The organism is Streptomyces sp. NPDC104309, from assembly GCF_055584025.1.
On the sequence record NZ_JBVJMV010000011.1, the window covers coordinates 1 to 26,506 of the forward strand.

A 26,506-nucleotide genomic window follows, 5' to 3' on the forward strand; every position below is an offset into this window, starting at 1 on the left:
CGATCTGACAGCCCGACGCCGTCAACTCCGCGATCTGCTGCAACGTCGCACCCACATCCGACGTACGCGTCGTGGTCATCGACTGCACCGACACCGGCGCGTCCCCGCCCACGGCAACCGACCCGACCTGGATCTGGCGGCTGATCCTCCGGTCGGCGAGCTTGGTCGGAACGGACGGCATTCCGAGAGAAATCGCAGTCATGCGCTGAGCATCCCCAAGGTGTGGATCGAGGTCCCGAGATCGGCGGGCTCCGGGTTTCGAGGTTACGTCACCGGCGGCGGCCCGGAGCACACCGCGTCGGGGAGCGCCGTGGAGAGGGACGGGCCCGGACACACGCTGTGTGCCGGGCCGTCACCCTTGGTTCACCGGCCCGGTCGGCGGATCAGGTGATCTTGACCGGATTGACGATGTCGGCGACCAGCACGAGCAGTGTGAAGCAGATGAAGACACCCGCGACGACATAGGCGACCGGCATCAGCTTGGCCACGTCGAACGGGCCCGGGTCGGGGCGCTTGAAGACCCGTGCCACATTGCGGCGCAGGGCCTCCCAGAGCGCTCCGGCGATGTGCCCGCCGTCGAGCGGCAGCAGGGGCAGCATGTTGAAGAGGAACAGCGAGAGGTTGAAGCCGGCCAGCAGGAACAGCATCATCGCGATCTGGTTCTGCGCCGGTACGTCCAGCGTCATCACCTCGCCGCCGATCCGGGCCGCGCCGACGACGCCCACCGGGGAATCGGCCGCTCGCGGCGCGTCACCGAAGGCGGCGTTCCACAGGTCCGGGATCTTGGACGGGAGGGCGATGATCGAGTCGACGCCGTTCTCGATCATGTCTCCCATGCGGACGACCGAGTCGCCGAAGGAGAGCGGGACGATCTCGGTCTGGGCGGCGAAGCCGAGGTAGCCGGCCGGGACGAACTTCCCGGGGATCACCTCGCCCTTGGAGTCCTTCTTGGCCACCGAGTTCTCCTGGAGCACGGCGTGGAGGGTCTTCTCCTGGCCGTCGCGCCGGACGGTGATGGTGGCGGGGCCGATGGTGCCGCGGATCCTGTCGGAGAGCGTGGCCCAGTCGTCGACCTTCTGGCCGTCGAAGGCGACGATCCTGTCGCCCTTCTTGAGACCCGCGGCCTGGGCGGGCGAGATCGGGTCGGACTTCTTGCAGGCGTCGCGGTTCTCGCTCTGGGCGATCACGCACTTCTGGACACCCGCCACCTCGGTGGTCTGGGTCTGGAACCCGAAGGTCATCGCCACCCCGAGGAAGATCGCGACGGCGAGGACCAGGTTCATGAACGGTCCGGCGAACATCACGATGACGCGCTTCCACGGCTTGCGCGTGTAGAAGAGCCGCTTCTCGTCACCGGGTTCGAGCTCTTCGAAAGCGGCTGATCTGGCGTCCTCGATCATGCCGCGCCACGGGGAGGTGGACCGCGCCTCCAGGCGCCCGTCCGGTCCCGGCGGGAACATGCCGATCATGCGGATGTAGCCGCCGGCCGGAATGGCCTTGATCCCGTACTCGGTGTCGCCCTTCTTCCGTGACCAGATCGTCGGCCCGAAGCCGACCATGTACTGGGGGACGCGGATACCGAAGAGCTTCGCGGTCGACAGGTGTCCGAGCTCGTGCCAGGCGATGGAGAACAGCAGGCCGATGACGAAGACGACGATGCCCAGAATCGTCAACAGGACCGTCGTAATACTCATGCGCGCGCCTCCGCTGTCGCTTTCGCCGAGAGTTCACGGGCCCGGGCGCGTGCCCAGGTCTCCGCTTCGAGGACGTCTGCGACCGTGAGCGAAGTTCCCGTGGCGGGGGTGCCGTGTTCGGCGACCACCGCCGTGACCGTATCCATGATTCCGTTGAACGGCAGCCGTCCTGCGAGGAATGCGTCGACACATTCCTCGTTCGCGGCGTTGAACACGGCCGGGGCGGTGGCACCGAGCGTGCCCACGTGCCTGGCGAGCCCCACGGACGGAAACGCCTCGTCGTCCAGGGGGAAGAACTCCCAGCTGGACGCCTTCGACCAGTCGAAGGCGGGTGCGGCATCCGGGACGCGCTGGGGCCAGCCGAGGCCGATGGCGATCGGGCCCCGCATGTCGGGGGGCGTGGCCTGAGCGAGGGTGGAGCCGTCGGTGAACTCCACCATGGAGTGGACGTACGACTGGGGGTGGACCACGACCTCGATCCGGTCGAACGGGATGTCGTAGAGCAGATGTGCCTCGATGACCTCCAGTCCCTTGTTGACCAGGGTGGCGGAGTTGATCGTGATGACCGGCCCCATGGCCCAGGTCGGGTGCGCGAGGGCGTCCTCGCGGGTGACGTTCAGGAGGTCGCTCCTGCTGCGTCCGCGGAAGGGGCCGCCGGACGCGGTGACGACGAGCTTGCGCACGTCGGCGCGGGTGCCCGCGCCGAGCGCCTGGAAGAGTGCGGCGTGCTCGGAGTCGACCGGGATGATCTGGCCGGGCTGGGCCAGCGCCTTCACCAGCGGGCCGCCGACGATCAGCGACTCCTTGTTGGCCAGGGCGAGCGTGCGGCCCGCTGCGAGCGCGGCGAGCGTGGGGGCGAGACCGATCGAGCCGGTGATTCCGTTGAGCACCGTGTGGCAGTCGCTCTCGGCGAGCCGGGTGGCGGCCTCCGGCCCGGCCAGGATCTCGGGGAGCGGCTCGCCCGTCCCGTACTGCTCGCGCAGCGCCTCCCGGAGCGCGGGTACGGCGTCCGGTGCGGCGACGGCCACGGTGCGCACCCGCAGTTGCCGCGCCTGCTCGGCGAGGAGGGCGACCCGTCCGCCCGCGGCGGAGAGTCCGGTGACGCGGAAGCGGTCGGGGTTGCGCAGCACCAGGTCGATCGCCTGGGTGCCGATGGAACCGGTGGAGCCGAGGATGACGAGATCCCGGCGGCCTTCCGCGGCGTCGAAGACAAGGTGCGGGTCGGCGAGGGGGGCAGGGCTGTCGCTCATGCCCCCCATTGTTGCCGCATCGGCTGTGGGTGTGGACAGTGCGTCCCCACGCCGGGCCGACGCGGCCCGCCCGGACGCTCGTCGGCCGTACCCCGCCGCGGTGGGGCGGAGTACGGCCGACGAGTGGGCGCGTGTCCGCCCGGTGGAGAACGGGTCAGCGAATGGGCCGGTGGACGTTGTCCCGGGCGGACGGCCCCGGGGTGGCGTCGGCGATCCATGGTCCTTCGCCGCTCGGGTCGACGATGCCGTCCTCCAGCCAGGTGTACGCACCGGACAGCACGCCGTCGACCACGCGCCGGTCCAGGTCGTCGGTGTTGGACCACAGCCGGGTGAAGAGCTCCTCGACCCGGACCCGGGACTGGCGGCAGAAGGCGTCGGCGAGCCGGTACGCCTCGCGTCCGTGGTCGCCGGAGGAGCGCAGCAGTTCGGCGCGGACACAGGCGGCGCTCATCGCGAAGAGTTCCGCGCCGATGTCGACGATCCTGCCGAGGAAGCCCTGCTTGGTCTCCATCCGGCCCTGCCAGCGCGACATGGCGTAGAAGGTGGAGCGCGCGAGCTTGCGGGCGGAACGTTCGACGTAACGCAGATGGGTGGACAGGTCCGGGTGTCCGGCCGGGTTGAACTCCCCGTAGGTACGCGGGAGTTGTCCCGGTCCCGTAACGAGCTTGGGCAGCCAGCGGGCGTAGAAGCCGGCCGCGTTCGCGCCCGCTCTCGCCTTGGCGGAGAGGGGCTTGTCGGGGTCGATGATGTCTCCGGCGACCTTCAGATGGGCGTCGACGGCCTCACGCGCGATCAGCAGGTGCATGATCTCGGTGGAGCCCTCGAAGATCCGGTTGATCCGCAGATCGCGCAGGAGTTGTTCGGCGGGTACGGCCCGTTCACCGCGGGCGGCGAGGGACGCGGCGGTCTCGAAGCCCCGGCCACCGCGGATCTGGACCAGCTCGTCGGCCATCAGACAGCCCATCTCGGAGCCGTACAGCTTGGCGAGAGCTGCTTCGATACGGATGTCGTTGCGGTTCTCGTCCGCCATCTGGGAGGAGAGGTCGACCACCGCTTCCAGCGCGAAGGTGGTCGCGGCGATGAAGGAGATCTTGGCACCGACGGCCTCGTGCCGGGCGACCGGCCTGCCCCACTGCTCGCGCACCGCCGACCACTCACGGGCGATCTTCAGGCACCATTTCCCGGCGCCGACGCACATGGCGGGCAGCGAGAGCCGTCCTGTGTTGAGCGTGGTGAGAGCGATCTTGAGCCCGGCGCCCTCGGGGCCGATGCGGTTGGCGGCGGGGACCCGGACGCGGTGAAAGCGGGTGACGCCGTTCTCCAGGCCGCGCAGGCCCATGAAGGCGTTGCGGTTCTCGACGGTGATGCCCGGGGAGTCCGCCTCGACGACGAAGGCGGTGATGCCGCCCTTGTGGCCGTCCGACTTCGGGACACGGGCCATCACGACGAGCAGATCGGCGACGACCCCGTTGGTCGTCCACAGCTTCACACCGTCGAGGATGTAGTCCGACCCCTCCGGAACGGCCGAGGTGGCGAGCCGGGCCGGGTCGGAGCCGACGTCCGGTTCGGTGAGCAGGAACGCCGAGATGTCGGTACTGGCCAGCCGGGGCAGGAAGGCGTCCTTCTGCTCCTGGCTGCCGAAGAGCTTCAGCGGCTGCGGTACGCCGATGGACTGGTGGGCGGAGAGCAGCGCGCCGATGGCGGGGCTGGCGGAGCCGACCATGGCGAGGGCCTTGTTGTAGTAGACCTGGGTCAGGCCCAGCCCGCCGTACTTCGGCTCGATCTTCATCCCGAGCGCGCCGAGCTCCTTGAGGCCGTTGATCACCTCGTCGGGGATCCTGGCCTCACGCTCGATCAGGGCGCTGTCGATCCTGGTCTCGCAGAAGGCGCGCAGCCGGGCGAGGAAGGCCTCGCCGCGCCGGACGTCGTCCGCGGGCGGCAGCGGATGCGGATGGATCAGGTCGAGCCGGAAGCGGCCGAGGAAGAGTTCCTTGGCGAAACTCGGCTTGTGCCAGTCCTGTTCGCGTGCGGCCTCGGCCACTTGGCGCGCTTCACGCTCGGTGACCTTGGGCGTGTTCTTCGGGGCGGATGGTGCGGACATGAGGAGCTCACCTCGCCGCGTCGTGGGATGGGCGGACACGGCCGGAACGCGCGGAGGCATGCGCGCCTGCCGAGCCGTACCAACCGGTGCTACTTGTCCTGATGTACCCGATTAACGGCACGCCCACCATCCCCGGAACGCCGATCGGGTCGACAGCCACTCCACTGGCCAGCCCCGCGGTGACACGGCGGCCGGACCGTGGTCGGGGCGGATACGCGGAAACGGCCGGAGCCCCCGCTCGGTGGGCCGCTCACCCCGCTCTGACCTGTGGTTCTTCTCAGACCTGCACGATTGCGCAGCGCTTCGGCCCGCATGGGGGGGCGCGGCGCAGGCCGCGGACGGGTGATCAACGGATCGGCAGCTCGGGAACACCACGGGCTCAGGGCGTGCCGTTGCCCTGTCGACTGCCACCCGTGCGCCGGCTCAGCGTCATCAGGATGATGCCGGTCAGCAGAAGCGCGCTGCCCGGCAGGCTCCCCCACCCCCGGATGTCGGGGCCGAGGATGTCGGGGTCGTCGAACACCAGCAGGAAGAGCGTCTGCCAGCACAGGGCGAAGGCAGCCGCCAACTGGCCCCAGCCGTGGACGCGAGGGCGGTGGACCGGTCGCCGGTTCACGGGGAGCACCCAACCGCGGGTGACCGCCGCTACGCCGGAGGCGGCGAGGAGCAACGCCAGGAAAGCAACAAACATGGCGAGGTAGAGCATCATGGTCCCTCCCTGCGTGCCGGACCCACGCCGGACGCCCGCGTGATCACGGCACCCGCCGTGCCGCCCGTCCACGCGCTTCCCGGCAACGCTCCTGGTCGGTCGGGCCCCGGTGACCCGGGTCGGGAGTTCCGCGCCGGATCAAGGAGCGCCGGAGACCCGTCCCGCAACTCCCCGACCACGGGACCGGAGACGGCCCTGGCCCGGTGGTCGGGGCCCTCACGTTCAGGGGCTGCGGGGCGTCCGTACGGGGCGCTCCGCCGCAGCGGCCCCGAACGCGGCCGCGAACATCGAGGCCGTCAGGTCTCCTTGGTGTTGATGTTGACGTCGATGACGGCGTTCTTGATGGCTGTCTCGACCGCGGCGACGATGGTCCCGGTGTCGGCGCCGGTGCCGACCTGCCCCGCGAGTGCGGTGATCGCGGCGGACTGGGCGGCCAGGGTCTTGTCCATGCGGCGGATGCGGGCCTGAACGTCCTTCAGGATGGACTGCGCCTGCCATGTCGGGTTCGTGCTGTGGTCCGCGGCGTCCGCCGGGCCGCCGATCGCATCGGTCTTCCACACGGCGTCGAAGATGTCCTTCTTGGTGATCCCTGCCATGGGGTCCTCCTCGTGGTCGGAGCCGGGGTTCCAGCTCGCGGGGTGCTTCAGCCGTTCAGCCACATCGGCGCGGAGCCCGGCCATGGTGAAGCCGCGTGGGTCGATCTTGTCGCTGGACCATTCCAGGTGGCCGATCACGGACTTCGCGGACCAGCCGTGCTTCCGGCAGAGCGCGGCCTGGACGCGGACGATCGCGTCGTACTGGGCCTTGGGCCAGGGGTCCTTGCCGTCGCCGAGGTTCTCGCACTCCCACCCGTAGAACCGGCTGTTGCCGTCGACACCGTTGCTGTTGCCGCGGGTCGGTGGGGTCGGACGGGTGCCGTAGGACTCGGATATGACCTGCTCCAGCACGCGCGGGTCACCACCGCCCGCGTGATTGGCGCGGCCCCAGCCGACCATGTGCACACGGCCGTCCTTCGCGATCATCCCGTGGCACAGCGGTCCCGGCAGAGATGCGTAGCCGTCCCGGACGGTCGCGACCGTGGCAGCGGTGCCCTTGGTGACCGTGTGGTGCACGATCGACCCGTTGACCGGACCCCATGCCCCCTTCGAATTGCGGTTGTGGGTCTTCCAGTTGCCGACCTCCACCACGCGCACACCTTCGGCGCGGAGGGCGGTGAGGACGGCGGTGGCCGTCAAGGGAGTGGCCATTCAAACCTCCTGGTCACTGAGCGCGGACACGGGGGCCTGGAGCAGGGTCGTCCTTCCGGTACTGACCGGACGCGAGTACGGCGCAGGAATGAGACACGGATGCGTGCGGGCGATCCCGTCCTCCGTCGGACCCGTACCGCCAACCGTCCGCGGCCATGGTGTTCCCCTTCGGCCTGCGTTGTACACGACGTCACCGAACTTCCCCTCGAAGCCGCTCGGCCCCCGTGGGTCTCCTCCATCTTCTCCACCCGGAGAACGGCACCTTACGGGGGGGGCGGTGTTCCCTGTCCTGGTCCGCATCCAGGTGCGGGACCTCGTGGCCGACAGCCGGACCGCGGTCGCTTCCGAGATGCCTGCCGCGATCGGGGAACCGTTGCCGACCCGGCCCCGTCGCTGGGGTGCCGGAGGTTGCCGATGGCGGCGTCCGCCTGCCGACCACCACCCCCTCGCCCCCGCCAACGGGCAAGGGTGGCCCGGCAGTTCTCGCAGGCCGGGGCGGATACGCAGGAACGGCCGGAGCCCCCGCACAGTGGGCTCCCCACAGCGCGCTGACCTGCGGTTTTCCTCTGACCTGCGCGGATGCTTAGCCTTTCGGCCCGTCCTGACCCGTCCTGACGCGTCTCAAGCCGCTTCAGCCCGCCGTGGTTTTCCCACGGGAAAACCGCATGGGAACGGTGACTGCGAAGCCGCCCTGGCTTGCGGATACCGGCCCTCAAGGCTTCACGAGCCCGCCCCGGCCGCCAGATCGACCGAAAGCCACGGATACAGGCGTGCCGGTCCGCAGCTGATCGGCGCAGCCACGGACGGGGAGATCACCAGTGGCGCGCCCGGCCTCCCACTCCCCTGGAGGCCGGGCGCGCTGCCGTACCGGGTCAGGGACGCCAGAACTCCTCAGTGGGCCACCGGCTCCGGAGCCGGTGGCAGAGCGCTGAATCGCGGAAGGGGAACACGCTCTGCCGCGGCCTGGGGGCCGGTCTCCTCCACGGCCGCGGCGTGGTCGTCGGCTACGCCAGAAGGAACCCATCGGTGGCCGTCCCACTCCTCCACCCCGCGCGACGTGGCTCGTCCTGGGCCAGTCTTTAAGGGAAGATCCGTAGCTATGAGACTCCTCGTGATGGGTGGCACCTGGTTCCTGGGCAAGCACATTGCCGAAGCGGCCCTGGCTAGAGAGTGGGACGTGACCACCTTCAACCGGGGCCGCTCCGGGAAGGACGTTCCTGGGGTCAAGCCTGTTCGCGGGGACCGAACGGTCATCGACGACGTTCGGACGCTTGCAGCGCACGGCCCATGGGATGCAGTCATCGACACTTCGAGTTCCGATCTGCCACCACGCGACGTGCTGTTGGCAACCTCGGCGCTGAAGGACTGTGCTGCCCGCTGGATTCACGTCTCCACAGTGTCTGTCTACAAGGGCTGGCCTCACAGCCATCTGTCAGACGACTCCGAACTGCTGGAGTGTCCAGCAGACGCGGATGAGAACTACGGCTATACCGGCGAGGACGGCAGTCCCACCATCTATGGCTTTCAGAAGTCGGGCGGCGAGCGTGCCGTGACCGAGTCCTTCGTCGGCCGGGCCGTGCTCCTCCGCCCTGGCGTGATCCTCGGCCCCGGCGAGTACGTGGGCCGCCTGCCATGGTGGCTGCGCCGTGCGTACAAGGGAGGCCCCTTTGTGGCACCAGCACCGGCCCAGCGGCGGATCCAGCCCGTTGACGTTCGCGATGTTGCTGCGTTCGCGCTGGACCGGGCCGTCGGCAAACACGAGTCCGGGAGCTACAACGTCGCGCACCCGGACGGCATCACGTTCGAGGACTTCCTGGGTGCCTGCCTGGAAGCCACGGGCGGAGCCGGACGCCCCGTATGGGTCGACCCCTCAGTCCTCATCAGCAACGGTGTGAAGCAGTGGACCGAACTCCCCCTGTGGCGCACCCACAGCGGTGTCTGGTCCGTGGATTCGAGCCGGGCCGTTGCTGCAGGACTCCGGTGCAGGCCGCTGCGTGAGACCGTTCGCGACACCTGGAACTGGCTGCAGAACGACGGCCGTCCCGTGGACCACCCGCGGTGGGCGGAACACGGGATCGGCCCTGAGCGGGAGGCAAAGATCCTCGCCTCCCTCTGATCAGGCATCCAGCGCCAGTACTCCGTACGGGGGTACCAGCTGACGCTGGCCCGGAAGACGGGTGAACTCCTCCAGCCGCTCGCCGAGATCGGTGGCAAGCGCCGTGCCCTGCAGGTGCCGCTGGGTGAGGGCGCGTCGCAAGTCCATGGCCCTCGCCACGAGCCCGGTTGCCCGATGCGTGCTGGTGATCGACAGCATCGCCTCAAGCGCTTCTGCGGCACCCTCCAGATCGTTCGACAGCAGTCGGGCCATGGCGACGTCTGCCGCAGCCTTCCCGAAGACGGCGGGGGATCGATCCTTGGCCGGCCTGGCAGCCACAAGCTCAAGCGCGCGCCGTGCTGACGTTTCTGCGGCGCGCCCGTCGCCCAGGAGCAGCGCGGTCGAGGCGTTCGACATGGCCAGCCGTTCGTCGCTGAACCCGAACTCACCGCCGACTGCGTCGTGCAGCTCGTCCGTTGCGTCGGTCCCCACCTCCTCCGACATGCTCAATGCGCGTCGGGCTGACTCTGTATCCCCGAGGTGCCCGTAGGCCCGAGCCTCGATTGAGTGGAGACGCCGCACCGCCACGTCTCCAAGGCCTCCATACGTGAGCGCGTGCCGAACGTGGACGGGCGCCTGCGACTGCTCGCCGGAGTAGTAGGCGATGTAGGCCAGGCTCCCTGCTGCATATGCGCGCAGCGGCTCGTACCGCGCGGTCTCGCCGTAGAGGGCGGCAGTGCGGGCAAGGCGCTTGGCGCCGTCGAATGACCCTAGGTCGAACGCGGCGGTCGACAGTAGGGCGGATGCCTGTCCCGCGAGGATGAGGAGCACCTGCTGCTGGGCTGGGACGGCGGTGCGGTCGCGGTCGTTCTCCGCCTGCTCCCGCAGTTCCTTTGCTCTCTGCCAGACGTCGCGAGCGGACTGATTGCCGTAATTTCGAGCCAGCACGTGTAGGTCGTCACGCAGTTGGTCGACGGTCAGGTCAGAGACGGAGGATGCGGCAGCGGCGCCGGCATCATCCTGTGCTTCACGTGCGGTCATTGCGATCTCGGCTTCCAAGTCGAACGTCGATACATCGGGATCCGTCGACTCCGGAGGGGGCGCGAAGAGTTTCGACGCCTCAACGTGGAACATGTCTTGCAGCACCCGGCAAGCATCCGGGCTGGGCAACCCTTTGAGCTGGCCGCTCGTCCACCGGCGGTACTGCGTCTCACCAACCGTGGGGTTCTGTGCCCCTCGGCCGATGACCTTGTCTGCGGCCTTCGCGAACTCGCGCTCGAAGATCGCCCACGTCCACTGTCGCTGATCAATCAGGACTTTGAGCAGCGTCCTCGGCTTGCCCACTTCGGCCCCCAAGTCTCCGAGCGTCATCGTCGACCAGTCGTCGGCGGAACCCTCCTCATGAGGAAATACCGCGTGCAGTCGACAGGACAACGGTCCTGCGCAAAAGGCATTTAGAAGCTACCCCGAGGCCACGTCTGTCGTCCGGAAGTGTCGTGGAAGCCACCCCGGAAGCCATGGTGAAGCCACCCGCGCCGGGAGGACTCTGATCGCCAGCCACTGCTGAGTGTGCCGATCCGAACACATTCCGACGTCAGGAGTGAGAGTCGTGCGTCCGAGATACGCCGAGCCGGCGACACCGGTCACTTCCCTCACGGGGATTGCGCCGGTCGCCGAGGAATGGTCAAGAACTTTTGATTTCTTGCCGGGTGCCGCACAACTGGCGCGGTTGCACACCCGGACGCGACTGACGATGCTCAGGTGGTCGGGAAACAGTGAGGGCGCGACACAGGCCGCAGGAATCCTTGTTGGCAACGCCGTGGCCCATGCCGACCCGGGCTCGACGGCAGAGAACCGGCAGGTGCGGCTCAGGCTCGCCATCACTGAGGACCACGAGCTGACGATCGAAGTACGTGATCCGATTCCGCAGTTCCGGGACTTTGAGCAAGCCGTAGCCGGCCAGGAGGGGCGCGGCCTCTGGACGCTCCGTCGGCTCGGCGGTGAACTGTCCTGGTTCCTGTGCCACGAGCGCGTCGGCAAGACGGTACGCGCGCGTATGACGCCAGGGCCGGTGCCAGGCATGACGATCTCCCTCACCGCTCCGGTTCTGGAGCAACGCGCCGTTCGGCCCATGGCCAACGTCCCGAAGTGGAAGCCTCCGCTCGACGCGGACGGACTGAGGCATGTCCTGAAGCGGATCTCTGCGTGGACTCCGCTCGACGTCGGGGCGATCTTCGACGACCTGGACACGACGCTCGGGAACCAGCCGCCGCCCGAGGCCGCGACCCTGGCGCTTGTCGAACGCCTGCGTACCCACCTCACAAGGCTCAGCGCAATCGCGGTAGCCGACACCAAGTTCCCGCCTACCGATGAAGTGGCGCAGCTCATCGAGCAGGGTCGCTCCATGCAGGATGCGCGCCTGCCAGACGATCACCAGCAGGCCGTCGGGATGGCTCGACGCCTGGCTTTCGTGACCTCCGACCTCGTCGAAAGGCTGATCGAGGGTCGGTACATCAAGGACGCCACATGACGCCGTGAACTGGTCGTCTCCACGGAGCTGCCATGACGCTCCGCGGAGACGACCTTCCAACGGGGTCCTCCCCTTCCGCCTTGATCGCCCCGCCCCGCACCGGCGGGCGCCGAACGGCAGACAGCGTGGAGGACCGGCTCACACTCCCCCGCCGATCACGGGTGTGAGCCCCGGTCGCCGTCTCCCATTCCGATCGAGGGCGACCGGCCTGCCCCACAGTCCCTCCCCGAAACTCCCTCTCCGGCGATCCAACTCCGCTCCCCCGCGGTTCGTAGGTTCAGCCGGAGAGGGCCTACTTCGCAGCACGTCCGAACCGCAGCACGTCCGAGAGGAATGCGACGCACATGTGCCAGCACAAACCCCCCTGCCCCACCGCGGACGCGTCGGACCGCGAGGCGGCCAGGACCATCCGAGGAGACCACGTGATGGGCTGGGCCCTGCTTTGCAACGGCGTATTGACCTTTGACGACACTGGTGAATTGCTGCCCGACGGCCAGATCATCCCCCCGCACCGCCCCACCGCACTGGCAGGAGCAGCAGCCGCATGAGCACGGCGCGCCGCCTCGTCCCGTACATCACGGCCCGCGAAGGCGAGGAAACCGAGTTGCACCTGGCCCTGCGCGCCACCTTCGACGGCGCCGGCCGGTCAGCGCTGGGCTACTGGGACGAGAGTCCAGAGGACCGCGATCCGCGAGGCGTGCTGTGGGGCAGACGCTCGCAGTTGATCGGTCTGGACGGGCTGCCGTCCGGGCGGCCTCAATGGGGGCTTGTCCACCCCTCCAGGCAGCGCGAGACGATGACACGGCTTCACTGTCAGATCTGCGCAGGCCCCACCAAGACACCGGAGGGCTACCCGTTCCTGGCACCCGCCGCCAAGGGCGTTCCGCGCCCTGGGGACATCCTCCGCACCGCGCAGCCCCCGGTCTGCCGCGCGCACCTGCGCGTCGCAGTTGAGCAGTGTCCGAAGCTCCAGAAGGGCTACGCCACCCTGATGGTGCGCAGCGCCCCCCTCCACGGGGTGATCGGCACGCCCTACCAGTGGACCGCCCAGGGGATCAAGGCACTGCCCGGGAGCGACGCACCCATTCCCTACCGAACATCCGAGCTGCGGTGGTTCCTGGCGTCACAGCTCGTCCGCTGCTTGCAGGACTTCACGGTCGTCGATCTGGACGACCTCACGCCGCTCGCCTCGCGTGCCTGAACGACCCGGAGATCCCATGTCCCGTCGCGCGTGGCAGGTGTCCACCTTTGTGGTCGCCATCACCCTGATCAACTACGCCGCAATAAAGCGGTGACGCGTGCCGCTCCCCTCCGCGGCGGTGCGGGCTCACACCTCTGCCAGTAGCCCCTGTCTCACAGCCGCAACCGTGGCCGCACATCGACCTGGAGGCTTCATGCTCACAGCTCCCACCTACCGCAGCGTCGAAGGCGCCTACCTGGCCCTGCTGAAATTGGCCTCGCACAACCACGAGCACAGCATCGCAGCGCGGGGGAACGACGCCCGCGAGGTGATCGGTGTCGGCTTCCGACTGCCCGATCCACGCCAGCGACTCCCCTACCTGGCCACACGCAGGGCCAACCCGGTCTTCCAGTTCGCTGAAGCCCTTTGGTACCTGGCCGGCCGCCGCGACCTGGAGATGGTCGGCTACTACGCGCCGTCCATGCGCTCCAGCTCCCCCGACGGCATCAACCTCGGCGGGTCCGCCTACGGCTACACCCTCTTCAACCCCGCCGAGGGCGACACCGTCTCCCCGTTCGACCGGGTCCTGGAGCTGCTGCGCACGGAGACAGACAGCAAGCGCGGGTACCTTCCCGTCTTCTCCGCCGCAGAGCTGGCCGTCGCGGACAACCCCGACATGGCCTGCCTGGCCGGGCTTCACCTCTTCGTGCGCGGCGGGCGCCTGCACATGGTGTGCAACATGCGGGCCAACGACCTGGACTGTGGCCTGCTCAGCGACGTGTTCAGCTTCACGATGATCCAGGAGTACGCGGCCGTGCAGCTCGGGCTTGAGCTGGGGTCGTACACCCACTTCATCGGTTCGGCGCACGTCAACGACCGGAACACCGAGCGCGTCAAGAAGGTGCTCACCGAAGCGGACACTCGGCGGAGTCCCCAGCACTTCCCGTTCCCGGCGATGCCGCAGGAGACCAACCCCGCCACCCTGGCGAGGGTACTCATACATGAAGAGGCCCTGCGCACCAACAAGGTCCGGTACAGCGCGGAAGACGTTGCCGGCATCGATGTGGACGCGTATTGGCAGCAGGCCCTCCTGCTGTTCGAGCTCTACCGGCAGATCGAGCACGAGCAGGCGGACGACGTGAGCCTGGACGTGCTGGACGCGCTGCATCCGGGCCTGCGCTGGCTCGTCGGACACCGCTGGGCAGCATGCCCCACGCCCGGGAGCGCCGAATGAATCAGAAGCCTTCCCGTAGCGGTGCCGTGGTCAACGGAGTGGGCTGGGCCCGCTGGTCGGTCATCCTGTGCAAGCCGGACGCGGTCGAGCGGGGCCTGACCGATGAGGTGCTGGACCGGCTCGCCGCGCCGGACGTGAAGATCTTCGGTCGGCAGGACGTAACGGTCGCGCCCTGGCAGATCCACGTGCACTACTGGGATCTGCTGGTCGACGCCGATTGGTTCGGCGGCCGGGACATACCCGCCTGCCTGGACAGCCTGTTCGTCGGGCGGACCGTCACTGTCGCCCTCGCCTACGGCCCGCCGGGCATTCAAGGCCGCCTGCGCAGCCGCCTCGGCCACTACGACCCATCGAAGGCGGAGGCCGGCACGATCCGCGGTGATCTCGGCGACGACAGCCTTGACCAGGCCCTTGCCGAGAAGCGGTTGGTGAACAACCTCGTCCACACGTCCGACGACGCGGACGCCGCGCGCCGCGACTTCGGCACCTGGTTCGGCGCCAACCGCCGAGGCCTGCTCTTCCCACAGAGGGCTCCGCGTCAGCGCGCCACCGCCGAGAACTGACACCGTTCCCACAACTGGAGGCACATTCATGAGCGTTCCCACGTTCCAGCGCCGCCCCCTCACGATCCTTTCCGCCGACAAGATCGGCGAGCTGAAGCCGGAACTCGCCGACGTGATCGAGTACCGCAAGTCGGGTCTGTCGCTGAACTGGATCGTCGGCTGCCCGCTGGAGTGCGGATACTGCGTCCGGCACCTCTTCGACAACTTCGAGATGAAGGTTCCCCGCCGCCTGATGAGCGATGAGGAGGCCGTCACCCGCCTCGTCAGCCACCCGTACTTCCGGGCGCACAAGACACCCATCCAGCTCCTCAACCGGGCCACCGACCCCATGCTGCCGATCGTGAAGCCGCACGTGTTCAACGTGCTGCGGAAGCTGGACGAGCAGGGCCTGACCAATCACGTCCTGATCATCACGCGGTGGCGGGTGACCCCCGAGGACTGCGCCGTCCTCAACAGCTTCGAGCACCTGCGCCTGACCGTGCTGGTCACGCACTCCAACATCGCCAACCCCGCCATCGAGCCTGTGGACTCCCGCATCGCCGCAGAGAGCCTGCGTACCCTGTACGCGCACGCCGACCGGTACCGCACCGTCCTGTACTGGCGGCCGATCGTGCCCGGCCTGAACGACTCCGACGCTGACATCGAGCGGGCCCGGGAACTGTCCCAGCACGCGCACGCCACCGTCTTCACGGGCCTGTTCTTCCGCGAGGAGATCGCCTCCTACTACGAGTCGCACGGCCTGCCGATGCCGTACGACGAGACAGCACGGCGGAAGATCATGCCCGAAGCCGCCGAAGAGCGGATACTCGCCGCCTTCCAAGACAGCGCCTGGGGGGCTCTGTTCCGCAAGACGAGCTGCGGTGTCGCCTACGCCCACGGAGAGGCCGACTACAACGGCCACTACGGCGTACGCGAGCTGTGCGACATCTGCCCCGAGGACCAGATCGCGCGATGCCAGGCGGCATGGGTCAAGCCGGATCTGGCGACGGTCACCCAGGAAGCCCGGGTCCTCGGCGCGACGGGTGAGATTGAGATCAACGATCGTGCCATCGTCGTGGAGGGACTGGACGAACCGCCGCGCTACTTCCTCCAGCACGGCTTCGGCTACCAGTGCCACGACCGAAGCAAGCCTCACCACCACCGCCAGCACGGCCGTGCTCCCATCGGCTGGAAGGCGGGGAACGGAACCGGAGCCGCATGAACTTCTCCTCCTGGCCCTCACTCCTCGTTGTCGATGTCGAGGGCAACGGCACCAACCCGCCCGACCTGGTCGAGGTCGCCGCGCTTCCCGTACGTGACGGGCGGCCGGACACGAGCACGGCAGCGGCGTGGCTGACCAAGCCGCGCCGCCCCGTCACGCCCTTCGCAGCCCGCGTCCATGGCCTGACCAATCTGCGACTGGATCGCGAGCCGGGCTGGGAGGAGATCGCCGACAAAGTCCACACGCTCCTTGGTGACTCGTGGATCTGCGCCCACAACGCGCATGTGGATTACAAGGTGCTGTCGGCGCACCTTCCGCAATGGCAGCCGGCCGGAGTGCTCGACACGCTCCGGCTGGCCAAGGCCACCTACTCCGGCCTGCCGAAATACTCGCTCGATGCCCTGATCGAGCACCTCCAACCGGACCTGAGCGCGGCCCCCGCACAGCGGCACCGTGCCACGTTCGACGCCTACGCCACGGCGGAGCTCCTGATCACCATGGCCGCCCACTACGACACCTGGGACCAACTCGTCGCCGCGGCAGTGCCGCCCGGCCTGCCCGGAGCCCCCGAACCAGAAGAGGAACCCACCCTGTGGTGACTACGAATCCGCCCATCCGTATCGGCGTGCTCGGCGCTCACTCCACCGGCAAGACCATGCTCTTCAAGCGCATCGAGATGGAGCTGCGCGGCAACGGTATGGCCCCGGCCCGGACCAGCAGCATCGGGAAACGCGCCGCCCTCAACAGGCTGCCCAAGATGCAGAAGCACACCGCGGCGTCCACCGAGTGGATCATCACGCAAGGCATCGCTGACGAGATCGCCGCAGGAGCCCAGGGCGCGGACGTCATCCTCGCGGACCGCGCTCCCCACGACGCCCTCGCCTACCTCAACGCCGCTCTGGAGTTCCGCGGTGAACAGATCGACGACTTGGAGCGGGATCGGCTACTGCTGCTGGCCTCTTCACAGTTGCCGAAGTACCACTTGCTCCTGGCGACGGTGCTCGACGAGACGATGCCGGTCCAGGCGAAGCACGACTACGCCCCCCGGTACCGCGTCCTGGTCGACCAGCACAGCCACGCACTCCTCACCAGCGAGGAGATCCCTCACCTGCGCGTCACCAGCGACCCCGACAGCCAGGCGAACGCCGTCGCGCAGGCACTTGAGATCTGCCTGACGGGGGCCGCCGTATGAGCGCTGCACGGCCCGGGGGCGTGATCGGACTCGCTGGAAAGACCGTCTCCCGCCTCGGATTCGGAACGATGCGGCTGACCGGGCCCGGCACCTGGGGCGACCCCGTCGACCGCCACCAAGCAGTGCGCGTCCTCCGCCAAGCCGTCCACACCCACGGCATCACGCATATCGACACCGCAGACGCCTATGGCCCTCACACCGTCGAGCACCTGATCCGTGATGCGCTGTACCCGTACCCCGAGGAACTGCTGATCGCGACGAAGGTCGGTATGGTGCGCCCGGCCCCCAACCAGTGGGCACCACACGGTCGCCCCATCTACTTGCGGACCTGTGTCGAAGCCAGCCTCCGCCGTTTAGGAACCGAGCGGCTGGACCTCTGCTACCTCCACCGCATCGACCCGGAAGTACCGCTCGCGGACCAGCTCGGCACGCTCCACGCGCTGCGGGACGAGGGCAAGATCGCCCACATCGGCCTCTCAAAAGTCACGCCTGAAGACATCCGCAAGGCCGGGAAGGAGGTGACCATCTCGGCAGTCCAGAACGTACTCAACATGACCGACCGCCACGATCCAGCGCTCGAACTCTGCCGAGCCCTCGGCATCCCCTACGTGCCCTACCGACCGCTCGACGCGGGCACGCTGACGAAAGCCCACGGAGTCTCTACCGCCCTCAACTGGCTTCTCCAACTCGACGACATCGTGGCGCCCATTCCCAGCACAAGCCAACCGCAGCACCTCGAAGAGATCGTGAGCGCCGTAGCGGCCGGCGGCTGGTCCTGATGCGGACCTCCCCGGCTGTACCAGCCGCACGAGAAAGTGCACTGCGGGCCCGCGCACCGTACGAGAACTGGCGGCCGCCAGTGAGCGGAGTGTCCATGCTCGTCCCCGTGGGGGCCGACGGACTACTCCTCGCCGACATGACCGGCCACGGTGACTTCCTGCTCCCTGTCGGCCCCGTAGAGGACGGTGAGACACCGGAACAGGCAGCTCAGCAGGTACTGGTCAGCGCACCGAGAGGTCTCCCCATCCTGCGGCGGGTCGCCGTGGACGAAGTCCAGATGCGGCGCCGGAAGGTCACCACGCACATCCTGGTGACCCGCCCGATCACCCGCGAGGACATCGCCTTCCTCAGATACCGCGACCCGCGGGCCGTTCTACGCGCCCTGCCCACCGTTCAGGCCATCGCTGATCTCCCGGAAGATGCGCGGGCACGAGCGCTCATCGGTCTCCAGGCAATCGCGATCGGCGCAGTTGCTCATCTCGAATCCGGAACGGTGCAGTGGCTTGAGCCGGTCGCCTCCAAGAGGCGCAGCAGCGCCGACCCGGACTCGAACACCGGCGCCCTCGACCGTCCCATCGCCGTCCACAACCTCTCAGGAACCATGACACCGCCACTCGCACAACCCGTCATCGACACCCACGTCATCCTCCGCGCCGACGACAGCCTGCTGCTCTCCCAGCGCGGCGGCCCATACGGGTACGGCCGCTGGCACCTGCCGTCCGGCAAGCTCGACCAGGGCGAGCCCCTGACTGTCGGGGCCGCCCGTGAGCTGATGGAGGAGACCGGGGTATCGGTCGACCCCGCACACCTGCGCCTGGTGCACGTCGTGCACCACAAGCAGAGCGACACAGTCGAACGGGTCGGGTTCTTCTTTTTGGCCGTCGAATGGACGGGAGAGCCCGTGAACCGGGAGCCGGACAAGTGTCTGTCCCTGGAGTGGCACGCCGTGCACGACCTGCCCGAGGACATCATCGAGTACCCCAGGGAAGGGCTCCTCGGATACCTGGACGGCGACGGCAGCGCACTGAAGGAACACGGCTGGAGCTGACCCTCAGCAGACAGGCCGGTGCCCCCGCACAGTGGGCACCGGCCGTCTCCCTGCCGCCTGCTGTCGTGCTGTCCAAGGCGGATTGCAGGCGACGCCTGTCGGATCGATCGGATCGATCCGGTTCGCGGTCCTACAGGGCGAGGCCGGTGAGGACCAGCACGCGCTCGTAGGTGTAGTCGTCCATGGCGTAGCGGACGCCCTCGCGGCCGACGCCGGACTGCTTGGCGCCGCCGTACGGCATCTGGTCCGCGCGGTAGGAGGGGACATCGCCGATGATCACGCCGCCGACCTCAAGGGCGCGGTGGGCGCGGAAGGCGGTCTGCAGGTCGTGCGTGAACACACCTGCCTGCAGGCCGTACTTGGAGGAATTGACCGCTGCGAACGCCTCGGCCTCGCCCGCCACCTTCTGCACGGAGAGCACCGGTCCGAAGACCTCCTCGCCGGAGAGGGTGACACCGTCCGGGAGCTCGGCCAGCACGGTCGGGGCGTACGTGGCACCGTCCCGCTTGCCGCCGGTGAGCAGCTGGGCGCCGGCCTGTACGGCCTCGTCGACCCAGGACTCGACGCGCTTGGCGGCGTCCTCGCTGACCAGCGGGCCGACGTCGGTGGCGGCGTCGGACGGGTCGCCGGTGACCTGGGCCTCGACGGCCGCGACGATCTTCGGGACGAGCCGGTCGTACACCGAGGCGTCCGCGATGACGCGCTGCACGGAGATGCAGGACTGGCCGCCCTGGTAGTTGGAGAAGGTCGCGATGCGGTTCGCGGCCCAGTCCAGGTCCTCGTCGGAGGCGTAGTCGCCGAGGACGACCGCGGCGCCGTTGCCCCCGAGCTCCAGGGTGCAGTGCTTGCGCGGCACCGACTCCATGATCGAGTAGCCGACCGGACCGGAACCGGTGAAGGAGATGACCGGCAGGCGCTCGTCCTGGACCAGGGCGGGCATCCGGTCGTTCGGGACGGTCAGCACGGACCACGAACCGGCCGGCAGGTCGGTCTCGGCCAGCAGCTCACCCAGGATCAGCGACGAGATCGGAGTGGCCGGGGCGGGCTTCAGGATGATCGGGGCACCGACGGCGATGGCCGGGGCCACCTTGTGGGCGCTCAGGTTCAGCGGGAAGTTGAACGGCGCGATGCCGAGGACCGTGCCGCGCGGGAAACGCCGGGTCAGACCGAGACGGCCGGTGCCGCCGGCGTCGGTGTCGAGGCGCTGGGCGTCGCCGCCGTTGAAGCGGCGGGCCTCCTCGGAGGCGAACCGGAACACGGAGACGGCACGGCCGACCTCGCCGCGGGCCCACTTGATGGGCTTGCCGTTCTCCGCGGAGATCAGCTGGGCGATCTCCTCGGTGCGCTCCACCAGACGCCGTACGACGTGGTCGAGTGCGGCGGCCCGGACGTGCGCCGGGGTCGCGGCGAACTCCTCGCGCACGGCGTGCGCGGCCGCGACGGCCTCCTCGATCTGCGCGTCGGTCGGCACGCTGACGGTGCCGACGAGACGGCCGTCCCAGGGGTTGGTGACGTCGAAGCTGTCCTCGCCGGTGGCCTGGCGGCCGGCGAGCCAGAAGGCGTGGGTGGAAGTCATGGCGGGTCCGGCCCTTCGAAGTCGTGGGGTGTGCTGCCCCCCACCGTAGGGCCGTGCGGCCGACATGGCGTTTGTCCGAGGTGGAGCAGAGTACGGCGGGGACACGCCGCTTTGTCGGATGCGCCGGCGGGATCGCGGGGGCGGGGCACCGCGGCAGCGGGTACGGCTCCGGAGCCGACGCGTGGTGCCCGGCCCCCCCGGGTACGGCTCCGGTGCCGACGGGGGCCCGGCCCTCTCAGGGCGCCGCTACGGCTCGGGCGTCGCCGGGGAGGCCGTGGCCTTCAGGGCCAGCCACAGCTCCATCCGGACGTCCGGATCGTCCAGTGAGCGGCCCAGGATCTCCTCCACGCGACGCATCCGGTAGCGCAGGGTGTGGCGGTGCACGCCCAGGTCCGCCGCGGCCGCGTCCCACTGGCCGTGGTGGGCGAGCCAGGCCCGTAGCGAGGCCACCAGGTCACCGCGGCCCTTGGCGTCGTGTTCGTGCAGGGCGCGGAGCATTCCGTCGGCGAAGGCCCGCACGGCGTCGTCCGCGAGCAGCGGGAGCACCGAGCCCGCCGCCAGCTCCTCGTGCTCGACCAGTGCCCTGCCCCTGCGGCGGGCCACCGACAGGGCCTGCTCGGCCTGCTTGTACGCGGCGGAGACGGCGATGGGTCCCGCCGGTGCGGACAGGCCCACGACCACCTGTGCCTCCTCCTCCGCCGTCGCCGGTTCGCGCGGGGGCCGTGCCTCGCGGGCCTCCTGGGCCTCCGCATATGCCGCGCACGCCGCGACCGCCGCTCCGCCGTCCGCGGCCAGGACGACGAGCCGCTCGCCCTCGGGCACGCTGAGCAGGGCCTCGCCGGTCCGGAAGGCCGCCGCCTCCATCGCCTCGCTCAGCGAAGCGGTCGCCGAGGGGGCCGACGCCTCCGCGATGAGCAGCCGGAACGGGGCGTCGAGCAGCCCCCCGTACAGATCCCCGGCGACGGCCCGCGCATGGTCGGGCTGGCCGGCGAGCAGCATGCGCAGCACCGCCGCGCCGAGGCGCTGCTCCGCGCCCTGGAGGGACCGGGAACGGGCGGTGGTCAGGGTCAGCAGGGCGACCGCCGAGTGCACGGCGTACCGCTCGGCGGTGCCCAGCGCCGCGCCGGTGCCGACGGCCAGCGCGCCCCGGACGCGGCGGCCGGTGCCCAGGGACTGGAGCTCGACCCGGTCGTCGGTGTCGCCGACGACCACGCTGGCCGGGGCGGGACGATCCCGCAGCCGCTCCACGTCGGGGGTGAGCCGGGCGGCCCGGCGCGCGGCCCACTCCGGGGCCACGGCGACGACGGCGCCGGAGGCGTCGTACAGCGCGGCCCAGCCGTCGACGTGCGTGGCGAGCCGGCAGAGCAGTTCGCCGGGGCCGTCGCCCGCGAGCGCGGCCTTCGTCAGCTCCCGCTGGGCCTCGAACCCCGCTGTCACCGCCCGGTACTGATCGGCGGCGATCGCCGACGACACGGCCTTGGCGATGGCGAGGAACGGTGTGCGGCGCGGCACTTCGAGGAGCGGCAGTCCCTCTTCCTCGGCGGCGTCGATCAGCGCCTGCGGCACGTCGTCGTAGTTGACGCCCACGGCGAACCCCAGCCCGACGACTCCGGCCCCGGCCAGCCGCCGCACGTACCGCCGCATCGCCTCGGGGTTCTCGGCGTCGAGGTTGGTGGCGGTGACCAGCAGGAACTCACCGCCCTCCATGTACGGGACGGGGTCGGGCAGCTCGCTGGCGTGTGCCCAGCGGACGGGCGCGTCGAGCCGGTCCGCCCCCGCACGCACCGTGAGTTTGAGCGCCGAATGCTGGACGAGCGAGGCGAGAGTAGGGGGCATGGGGACCGTGGGACCTCAGGAATCGATTTTCGCCGTCCCGTACGAACGGCTCCTATCGATTCTGCCAGGTCGGCAGGGTCCGTCGTAACCGCTCCCGGCGCGCGGACCCCGGGCCGCTCAGCCGTTCAGGTCCACCAGCAGGGGCGGCGCGTGCTCCCCCCGTACGGTCGTCAGGGACAGCACCGCGTGTCCGGCCGGTACCCGGTGGGCCAGTTCGGAGGCCGACCAGCGTTCCCGTTCGACCTGGCGCACGGTCACCGCGTCGGTGGTGACCGCCTTGCCGGTGACCAGTTTGCGGAAGGCGTGGATGGCCCGGGTCATGGGCTGGTCGGCGAAGACGGTGCGCTGGGTGACGTCGCGCGTCTCGACCCACTCCGTCCCCCAGGCCTCGGCGAACTTCTTCCCGTCCCACGTCGTGATCCCGGAGAACGCCATTCGGCAGCCGACCGCGCCGAGCAGCGCCGTGTGCAGGTGTTCCGGCACGTCGTCGAGGGTGCGCAGGGTGAGTACGGCCCCGGCGTGGGCGGAGCGCAGCCGCTGGATTCCGCGGACGGTGTCGGGCGTCAGGGTGTGGGTCGCGTCGTCGAGTACCAGACAGGCGAACAGGGATCGGTCGGTACGGGTCGCGGCGCTCGCGGTGAACTGGGCGAGGACGAGGCGCGCCAGCACCCGGGACGCCTCGGCGTGGCCGCGTTCGGGCAGATCGATACGGACCCGGAGCGGGTGTTCCAGGGCCCGCGGCGAGAAGGGGCGGGACTTGCCCGTGGTGTCGAAGAACTCCGCGAACACGGGCCGGTCGAGCAGCGCCACCCGGTCGGCGAGAGCGGGGCCCGGGTCGCCGGGCGCACCGGACTGGCGGGCGCGGGCGTCGAGTTCGCGCCGCATGCCGGGGTCTCCCGTCACGTCGAGTGCCTCCCGCAGAGCGGCGAGGACCTCGGGCACCCCGTCCAGGAGTTCTCGCAGTTCCGGTACGGAGGGGAAGCGGCCGTGGGCCGCCCGGAACGGGCCGAGGAGCTGGGCGAGGGCCGTGGCGGCACGCCTGCTGTCCACCTCGGGGAGGTCGCCGACCAGGCCGTCGGCGAGGACGGTCGCGGCCTCGTCGGGGTCGGTGGTGCCGCCGTACAGGTCGAGGTCGTGGACCGAGGACGGGTCGCCGACCTTGATGACGACGTCGAAGCCCTGGTCGCCGCCGAGCTGGGTACCGGCCGCGCACACGGCGACGACGGCGGCCTGTCCGGCGAGCGCCTGCAGTGCGAGGGCCTCGACGACGGGCCGGACCAGTGCCCGGCTCTTGCCCGCTCCGGGCGGGCCGACGGCGAGCAGGGAGGTGCCCAGCAGCCCGGGGTCCAGGGCGATGCCGCTGCCGCGGCGGGCGTAGGGGTTGCGTGCGCCGTCCTCGACGGCGCCGAGCCTGACCTGCTGGACCAGCAGATCGTGCCGGGCGGCGCGGACCGGGAGGTCGCGTGCGCCGGAAGGGTGGGCGCAGGCGGCGGAGCCGTTGTGCAGCACGGTGTCGGTGAAGGCGGAGAGCCGGGAGTGGTCGGCGCGCACGGAGGTCCAGGCGCGGCGGATGCGGACGTAGTCGACGTCGTTCATCCGCCCGGACCGGGTCTCCTTGGCGAGCTCGGCGGCGACCCGCTGCTGTCCGGCGGCGCGCAGGTCGGGCCATTCGGCCGGATCGTTCTCGCCGCCCTCCTCGATGACGTCCGCACCACCCGGCGCGGTCGGCTTCGACGGGTCACGCTGTTCCCGGCCCGGGGCCGGCCGCGCGGGCCTGCGGGCGCGCCATGCCTCGGCCCAGCGCCCGAGCCTGGCGAAGGGCCACACGATCACCAGGGTGAGCAGGGCGTACAGCCCGTAGCTGATCAGTGTGGACTGCGTGCGGTCGTGACCCAGCCAGCCGTCCGGCACCAGGCCGAAGACCAGTCCCATCCCCGGCACGGTCCCGTTCCAGACGAGGGCCCAGACCAGCAGCGCGCCGATCGCCGCGCCGCCCGCCCGCGCCGCGGCTCCTCTGGCCGCCACGCACCGCTCGAAGGCGGTCGGCCAGTTGCCCAGGCGGCCGAATCCGTAGACGAGGCCCCCGATGATCAGCAGACGGTAGAGGTCGAGCGCGCGGACCGCTCCACGGGTCTGCGGCCGGCCGTCGAACGGCCCCCACCAGTCGCCGGGGGTGAAGAGCTTCAGCGGAACCCGCCAGTACGGGATGTAGTTGTTGCGGAAGAGCGACCAGACGAGGATGCAGGCCAGCAGCGAGATCACCGCTCCGCTCACCAGCGCGCGGTCCGGTGGGCGCTCCTTCTCCTCGGCGGGCCGGGGGGCGTGACCGAGCCGCCAGACACCGGGTTCCGAGACGGGCCTCGGGGTGCGGAGCCAGTCCCCCAGGGAGGGGCCGGAGGCGGGGGCGTATCCCGGCCTCGGGGGCAGTTCCGGCGGTGGCGGGCCGGCCGGGCGCGGCACCGGTGGACCGGAGCGCGTGCCGCGCGAGTCGTACGTGCCCTCGGTGTCCATGTGCTGTCCCTCGTCCCCTGACCAGCGCCGACCGGTAACTCCGGGCGCATGCGCCCGAAGTCATCAATCTAGTGCCCCGTACCACCCCGTCGGACGCGGTCCGGCGGGATGTCTTCGGCCGTGCCCGGGGAGTCGTCGTCCCGTCCGCGCACCGCCGCGGCCCGGCCCCGTACCCCCTCGCTATGTCCGTGACGGACAACCGCGTCCGGCCACCACTCCCGAACGGAACATGCCGGACCCCGGGCCCCGCCCATAGCCTGCAGACAGAGAAGCGTCCGAAACACCCCACAGGAGCCCCTCATGACCGCAATTCCGCAGGAGCGCCGCGTCGTCACTGCCATTCCCGGCCCGAAGTCGGTGGAGCTGCAGGCCCGCCGCCTCTCGACGGTTGCCGCAGGTGTGGGCTCCACCCTGCCGGTGTTCACCGCCCGCGCCGGTGGCGGGATCATCGAGGACGTGGACGGCAACCGTCTGATCGACCTCGGTTCCGGCATCGCCGTGACCTCGGTCGGCGCCTCCGCCGAGGCCGTCGTGCGCCGCGCGTCCGCTCAGCTCGCCGACTTCACCCACACCTGTTTCATGGTCACGCCGTACGAGGGGTACGTCGAGGTCTGTGAGCAGCTCGCCGAGCTGACGCCGGGCGACCACGCCAAGAAGTCCGCGCTGTTCAACTCGGGCGCCGAGGCCGTCGAGAACGCGGTGAAGATCGCCCGCATCTACACCAAGCGCACCGCGGTCGTCGTCTTCGACCACGGCTACCACGGCCGCACCAACCTCACGATGGCGCTGACCGCCAAGAACATGCCGTACAAGCAGGGCTTCGGGCCGTTCGCGCCCGAGGTCTACCGGGTGCCGGTGGCGTACGGCTACCGCTGGCCGACCGGTGCCGAGAACGCCGGCGCGGAGGCGTCCGCCCAGGCCATCGACCAGATCACCAAGCAGATCGGCGCGGACAACGTCGCCGCGATCATCATCGAGCCGGTGCTCGGCGAGGGCGGTTTCATCGAGCCGGCCAAGGGCTTCCTCCCGGCGATCGCCCAGTTCGCCAAGGACAACGGCATCGTCTTCGTCGCCGACGAGATCCAGTCCGGCTTCTGCCGTACCGGCCAGTGGTTCGCCTGTGAGGACGAGGGCATCGTCCCGGACCTGATCACCACCGCCAAGGGCATCGCGGGCGGTCTCCCGCTCTCCGCCGTGACCGGCCGCGCCGAGATCATGGACGCCGCGCACTCCGGTGGCCTCGGTGGCACCTACGGCGGCAACCCGGTGGCCTGCGCGGGCGCGCTCGGTGCCATCGAGACGATGCGCGAGCTGGACCTGAACGGGAAGGCGAAGCGCATCGAGGAGGTCATGAAGGGCCGCCTCGTCGAGATGCAGGCGAAGCTGCCGAACGGCGCTGTCATCGGTGACATCCGCGGCCGCGGCGCGATGATCGCGATCGAGCTGGTGAAGTCCGGCACGAAGGACCCGAACCCGGAGGCCGCCGCCAAGCTCGCCAAGGCCTGCCACGCGGAGGGCGTGCTGGTCCTCACCTGCGGCACGTACGGCAACGTCCTGCGCTTCCTCCCGCCGCTGGTGATCGGCGAGGACCTGCTGATCGAGGCCCTCGACGTCATCGAGCAGGCTTTCGGCCAGCTCTGATCTGTACGAACCCCCGGCGGTGACGGAGGCCGTTCCCGGCGGGGATGCAGGGGGCCGCGTGTGGGCCTGTGAAGAAGGTGTGGGGGGCCGATGGCGGGATCCGTTTCCGTCTGTCGGT

General features: G+C 69.8%; 23 protein-coding genes. 12 read left to right on the top strand and 11 right to left on the bottom strand.

The window, feature by feature from the left end; genetic code table 11:
* From ACZ68L_RS17635 to ACZ68L_RS17665, 7 genes are all read right to left on the bottom strand, one after another.
* Nucleotides 1–202, bottom strand: a 202-nt coding sequence (locus ACZ68L_RS17635; RefSeq protein WP_469577730.1) for a flavodoxin-dependent (E)-4-hydroxy-3-methylbut-2-enyl-diphosphate synthase, incomplete at its 3' end; no start/stop codon positions are given.
* 181 nt (nucleotides 203–383) lie between these two features.
* Nucleotides 384–1,694, bottom strand: a complete 1,311-nt coding sequence (locus ACZ68L_RS17640) for a M50 family metallopeptidase (RefSeq protein WP_469577731.1) — start codon at nucleotides 1,692–1,694, stop codon at nucleotides 384–386.
* Nucleotides 1,691–2,944 (bottom strand): 1-deoxy-D-xylulose-5-phosphate reductoisomerase, encoded by a 1,254-nt coding sequence (dxr, locus tag ACZ68L_RS17645; protein ID WP_469577732.1) that lies wholly within the window; start codon nucleotides 2,942–2,944, stop codon nucleotides 1,691–1,693. The genes ACZ68L_RS17640 and dxr overlap by 4 nt, the downstream gene beginning before the upstream one ends.
* A 154-nt stretch (nucleotides 2,945–3,098) precedes the next feature.
* The gene (locus ACZ68L_RS17650; RefSeq protein WP_469577733.1) at nucleotides 3,099–5,045 is read right to left on the bottom strand and encodes an acyl-CoA dehydrogenase family protein; all 1,947 of its coding nucleotides are present in this window, start codon (nucleotides 5,043–5,045) and stop codon (nucleotides 3,099–3,101) included.
* A 379-nt stretch (nucleotides 5,046–5,424) separates the two neighbouring features.
* A complete protein-coding gene (locus tag ACZ68L_RS17655; RefSeq protein WP_469577734.1) occupies nucleotides 5,425–5,754 on the bottom strand; it encodes a hypothetical protein in 330 nt (109 codons plus the stop codon).
* 296 nt (nucleotides 5,755–6,050) lie between these two features.
* Nucleotides 6,051–7,001 carry an N-acetylmuramoyl-L-alanine amidase gene (locus ACZ68L_RS17660; RefSeq protein ID WP_469577735.1) on the bottom strand — a complete coding sequence of 317 codons (951 nt, stop codon included), beginning with the start codon at nucleotides 6,999–7,001 and terminating at the stop codon, nucleotides 6,051–6,053.
* Between the two features lie 891 nt (nucleotides 7,002–7,892).
* Nucleotides 7,893–8,147 (bottom strand): DUF6087 family protein, encoded by a 255-nt coding sequence (locus ACZ68L_RS17665; protein WP_469577736.1) that lies wholly within the window; start codon nucleotides 8,145–8,147, stop codon nucleotides 7,893–7,895.
* Between ACZ68L_RS17665 and ACZ68L_RS17670 the strand changes: the two genes are divergently transcribed.
* Entirely contained in the window at nucleotides 8,101–9,117 is a 1,017-nt protein-coding gene (locus tag ACZ68L_RS17670; RefSeq protein WP_469577737.1) for an NAD-dependent epimerase/dehydratase family protein, read from the top strand. The genes ACZ68L_RS17665 and ACZ68L_RS17670 overlap by 47 nt on opposite strands.
* Here the strand turns inward: ACZ68L_RS17670 and ACZ68L_RS17675 are convergent, their stop codons facing one another.
* On the bottom strand, nucleotides 9,118–10,452 hold the full coding sequence (locus ACZ68L_RS17675; RefSeq protein WP_469577738.1) for a DNA-binding protein: 1,335 nt from the start codon (nucleotides 10,450–10,452) through the stop codon (nucleotides 9,118–9,120).
* A gap of 253 nt (nucleotides 10,453–10,705) precedes the next feature.
* On the opposite strand from ACZ68L_RS17675, the gene ACZ68L_RS17680 reads away from it, so the two are divergent.
* The 10 genes from ACZ68L_RS17680 to ACZ68L_RS17725 all read left to right on the top strand — a co-directional run bounded on the left by ACZ68L_RS17680 (nucleotide 10,706) and on the right by ACZ68L_RS17725 (nucleotide 18,824).
* Complete coding sequence (locus ACZ68L_RS17680) at nucleotides 10,706–11,626, top strand: DUF6415 family natural product biosynthesis protein (RefSeq protein WP_469577739.1); 921 nt, start codon at nucleotides 10,706–10,708, stop codon at nucleotides 11,624–11,626.
* 344 nt (nucleotides 11,627–11,970) lie between these two features.
* Nucleotides 11,971–12,174 (top strand): DUF5999 family protein, encoded by a 204-nt coding sequence (locus tag ACZ68L_RS17685; RefSeq protein ID WP_469577740.1) that lies wholly within the window; start codon nucleotides 11,971–11,973, stop codon nucleotides 12,172–12,174.
* Nucleotides 12,171–12,827 carry a hypothetical protein gene (locus ACZ68L_RS17690; RefSeq protein WP_469577741.1) on the top strand — a complete coding sequence of 219 codons (657 nt, stop codon included), beginning with the start codon at nucleotides 12,171–12,173 and terminating at the stop codon, nucleotides 12,825–12,827. The genes ACZ68L_RS17685 and ACZ68L_RS17690 overlap by 4 nt, the downstream gene beginning before the upstream one ends.
* Before the next feature lie 193 nt (nucleotides 12,828–13,020).
* Nucleotides 13,021–14,040, top strand: coding sequence for a thymidylate synthase (locus ACZ68L_RS17695; protein ID WP_469577742.1), 1,020 nt, complete (start codon nucleotides 13,021–13,023; stop codon nucleotides 14,038–14,040).
* Nucleotides 14,037–14,603: a nucleoside-diphosphate kinase gene (locus ACZ68L_RS17700; RefSeq protein ID WP_469577743.1), complete on the top strand. Its 567-nt coding sequence runs from the start codon at nucleotides 14,037–14,039 to the stop codon at nucleotides 14,601–14,603. Before ACZ68L_RS17695 ends, ACZ68L_RS17700 begins: the two co-directional genes overlap by 4 nt.
* Nucleotides 14,604–14,631: 28 nt before the next feature.
* Nucleotides 14,632–15,804, top strand: coding sequence for a radical SAM protein (locus ACZ68L_RS17705; RefSeq protein ID WP_469577744.1), 1,173 nt, complete (start codon nucleotides 14,632–14,634; stop codon nucleotides 15,802–15,804).
* On the top strand, nucleotides 15,801–16,403 hold the full coding sequence (locus tag ACZ68L_RS17710; protein ID WP_469577745.1) for a 3'-5' exonuclease: 603 nt from the start codon (nucleotides 15,801–15,803) through the stop codon (nucleotides 16,401–16,403). The genes ACZ68L_RS17705 and ACZ68L_RS17710 overlap by 4 nt, the downstream gene beginning before the upstream one ends.
* Entirely contained in the window at nucleotides 16,400–16,996 is a 597-nt protein-coding gene (locus tag ACZ68L_RS17715) for an AAA family ATPase (RefSeq protein ID WP_469577746.1), read from the top strand. Before ACZ68L_RS17710 ends, ACZ68L_RS17715 begins: the two co-directional genes overlap by 4 nt.
* On the top strand, nucleotides 16,993–17,775 hold the full coding sequence (locus tag ACZ68L_RS17720) for an aldo/keto reductase (protein ID WP_469577747.1): 783 nt from the start codon (nucleotides 16,993–16,995) through the stop codon (nucleotides 17,773–17,775). Before ACZ68L_RS17715 ends, ACZ68L_RS17720 begins: the two co-directional genes overlap by 4 nt.
* A gap of 95 nt (nucleotides 17,776–17,870) precedes the next feature.
* Nucleotides 17,871–18,824 carry an NUDIX hydrolase gene (locus tag ACZ68L_RS17725; protein WP_469577748.1) on the top strand — a complete coding sequence of 318 codons (954 nt, stop codon included), beginning with the start codon at nucleotides 17,871–17,873 and terminating at the stop codon, nucleotides 18,822–18,824.
* A gap of 130 nt (nucleotides 18,825–18,954) precedes the next feature.
* Here the strand turns inward: ACZ68L_RS17725 and ACZ68L_RS17730 are convergent, their stop codons facing one another.
* From ACZ68L_RS17730 to ACZ68L_RS17740, 3 genes are all read right to left on the bottom strand, one after another.
* Complete coding sequence (locus tag ACZ68L_RS17730) at nucleotides 18,955–20,400, bottom strand: aldehyde dehydrogenase family protein (protein ID WP_469577749.1); 1,446 nt, start codon at nucleotides 20,398–20,400, stop codon at nucleotides 18,955–18,957.
* A gap of 246 nt (nucleotides 20,401–20,646) precedes the next feature.
* A complete protein-coding gene (locus ACZ68L_RS17735) occupies nucleotides 20,647–22,236 on the bottom strand; it encodes a PucR family transcriptional regulator (RefSeq protein ID WP_469577750.1) in 1,590 nt (529 codons plus the stop codon).
* 117 nt (nucleotides 22,237–22,353) lie between these two features.
* Nucleotides 22,354–24,747: a type IV secretory system conjugative DNA transfer family protein gene (locus tag ACZ68L_RS17740; RefSeq protein ID WP_469577751.1), complete on the bottom strand. Its 2,394-nt coding sequence runs from the start codon at nucleotides 24,745–24,747 to the stop codon at nucleotides 22,354–22,356.
* 300 nt (nucleotides 24,748–25,047) lie between these two features.
* Here ACZ68L_RS17740 and gabT point away from each other — a divergent pair, with 300 nt between their 5' ends.
* A complete protein-coding gene (gabT, locus tag ACZ68L_RS17745) occupies nucleotides 25,048–26,388 on the top strand; it encodes a 4-aminobutyrate--2-oxoglutarate transaminase (protein ID WP_469577752.1) in 1,341 nt (446 codons plus the stop codon).
* Nucleotides 26,389–26,506 lie beyond the last annotated feature (118 nt).

Coding starts and splice junctions, on each gene's coding strand:
- ACZ68L_RS17730 (WP_469577749.1), bottom strand. CDS start 20,400: ATGACTTCCACCCACGCCTTCTGGCTCGCCGGCCGCCAGGCCACCGGC.
- ACZ68L_RS17660 (WP_469577735.1), bottom strand. CDS start 7,001: ATGGCCACTCCCTTGACGGCCACCGCCGTCCTCACCGCCCTCCGCGCC.
- ACZ68L_RS17640 (WP_469577731.1), bottom strand. CDS start 1,694: ATGAGTATTACGACGGTCCTGTTGACGATTCTGGGCATCGTCGTCTTC.
- ACZ68L_RS17665 (WP_469577736.1), bottom strand. CDS start 8,147: ATGTGCTTGCCCAGGAACCAGGTGCCACCCATCACGAGGAGTCTCATA.
- ACZ68L_RS17740 (WP_469577751.1), bottom strand. CDS start 24,747: ATGGACACCGAGGGCACGTACGACTCGCGCGGCACGCGCTCCGGTCCA.
- gabT (WP_469577752.1), top strand. CDS start 25,048: ATGACCGCAATTCCGCAGGAGCGCCGCGTCGTCACTGCCATTCCCGGC.
- ACZ68L_RS17655 (WP_469577734.1), bottom strand. CDS start 5,754: ATGATGCTCTACCTCGCCATGTTTGTTGCTTTCCTGGCGTTGCTCCTC.
- ACZ68L_RS17710 (WP_469577745.1), top strand. CDS start 15,801: ATGAACTTCTCCTCCTGGCCCTCACTCCTCGTTGTCGATGTCGAGGGC.
- ACZ68L_RS17720 (WP_469577747.1), top strand. CDS start 16,993: ATGAGCGCTGCACGGCCCGGGGGCGTGATCGGACTCGCTGGAAAGACC.
- ACZ68L_RS17735 (WP_469577750.1), bottom strand. CDS start 22,236: ATGCCCCCTACTCTCGCCTCGCTCGTCCAGCATTCGGCGCTCAAACTC.
- ACZ68L_RS17700 (WP_469577743.1), top strand. CDS start 14,037: ATGAATCAGAAGCCTTCCCGTAGCGGTGCCGTGGTCAACGGAGTGGGC.
- ACZ68L_RS17695 (WP_469577742.1), top strand. CDS start 13,021: ATGCTCACAGCTCCCACCTACCGCAGCGTCGAAGGCGCCTACCTGGCC.
- ACZ68L_RS17670 (WP_469577737.1), top strand. CDS start 8,101: ATGAGACTCCTCGTGATGGGTGGCACCTGGTTCCTGGGCAAGCACATT.
- ACZ68L_RS17690 (WP_469577741.1), top strand. CDS start 12,171: ATGAGCACGGCGCGCCGCCTCGTCCCGTACATCACGGCCCGCGAAGGC.
- ACZ68L_RS17650 (WP_469577733.1), bottom strand. CDS start 5,045: ATGTCCGCACCATCCGCCCCGAAGAACACGCCCAAGGTCACCGAGCGT.
- ACZ68L_RS17705 (WP_469577744.1), top strand. CDS start 14,632: ATGAGCGTTCCCACGTTCCAGCGCCGCCCCCTCACGATCCTTTCCGCC.
- dxr (WP_469577732.1), bottom strand. CDS start 2,944: ATGAGCGACAGCCCTGCCCCCCTCGCCGACCCGCACCTTGTCTTCGAC.
- ACZ68L_RS17725 (WP_469577748.1), top strand. CDS start 17,871: ATGCTCGTCCCCGTGGGGGCCGACGGACTACTCCTCGCCGACATGACC.
- ACZ68L_RS17685 (WP_469577740.1), top strand. CDS start 11,971: ATGTGCCAGCACAAACCCCCCTGCCCCACCGCGGACGCGTCGGACCGC.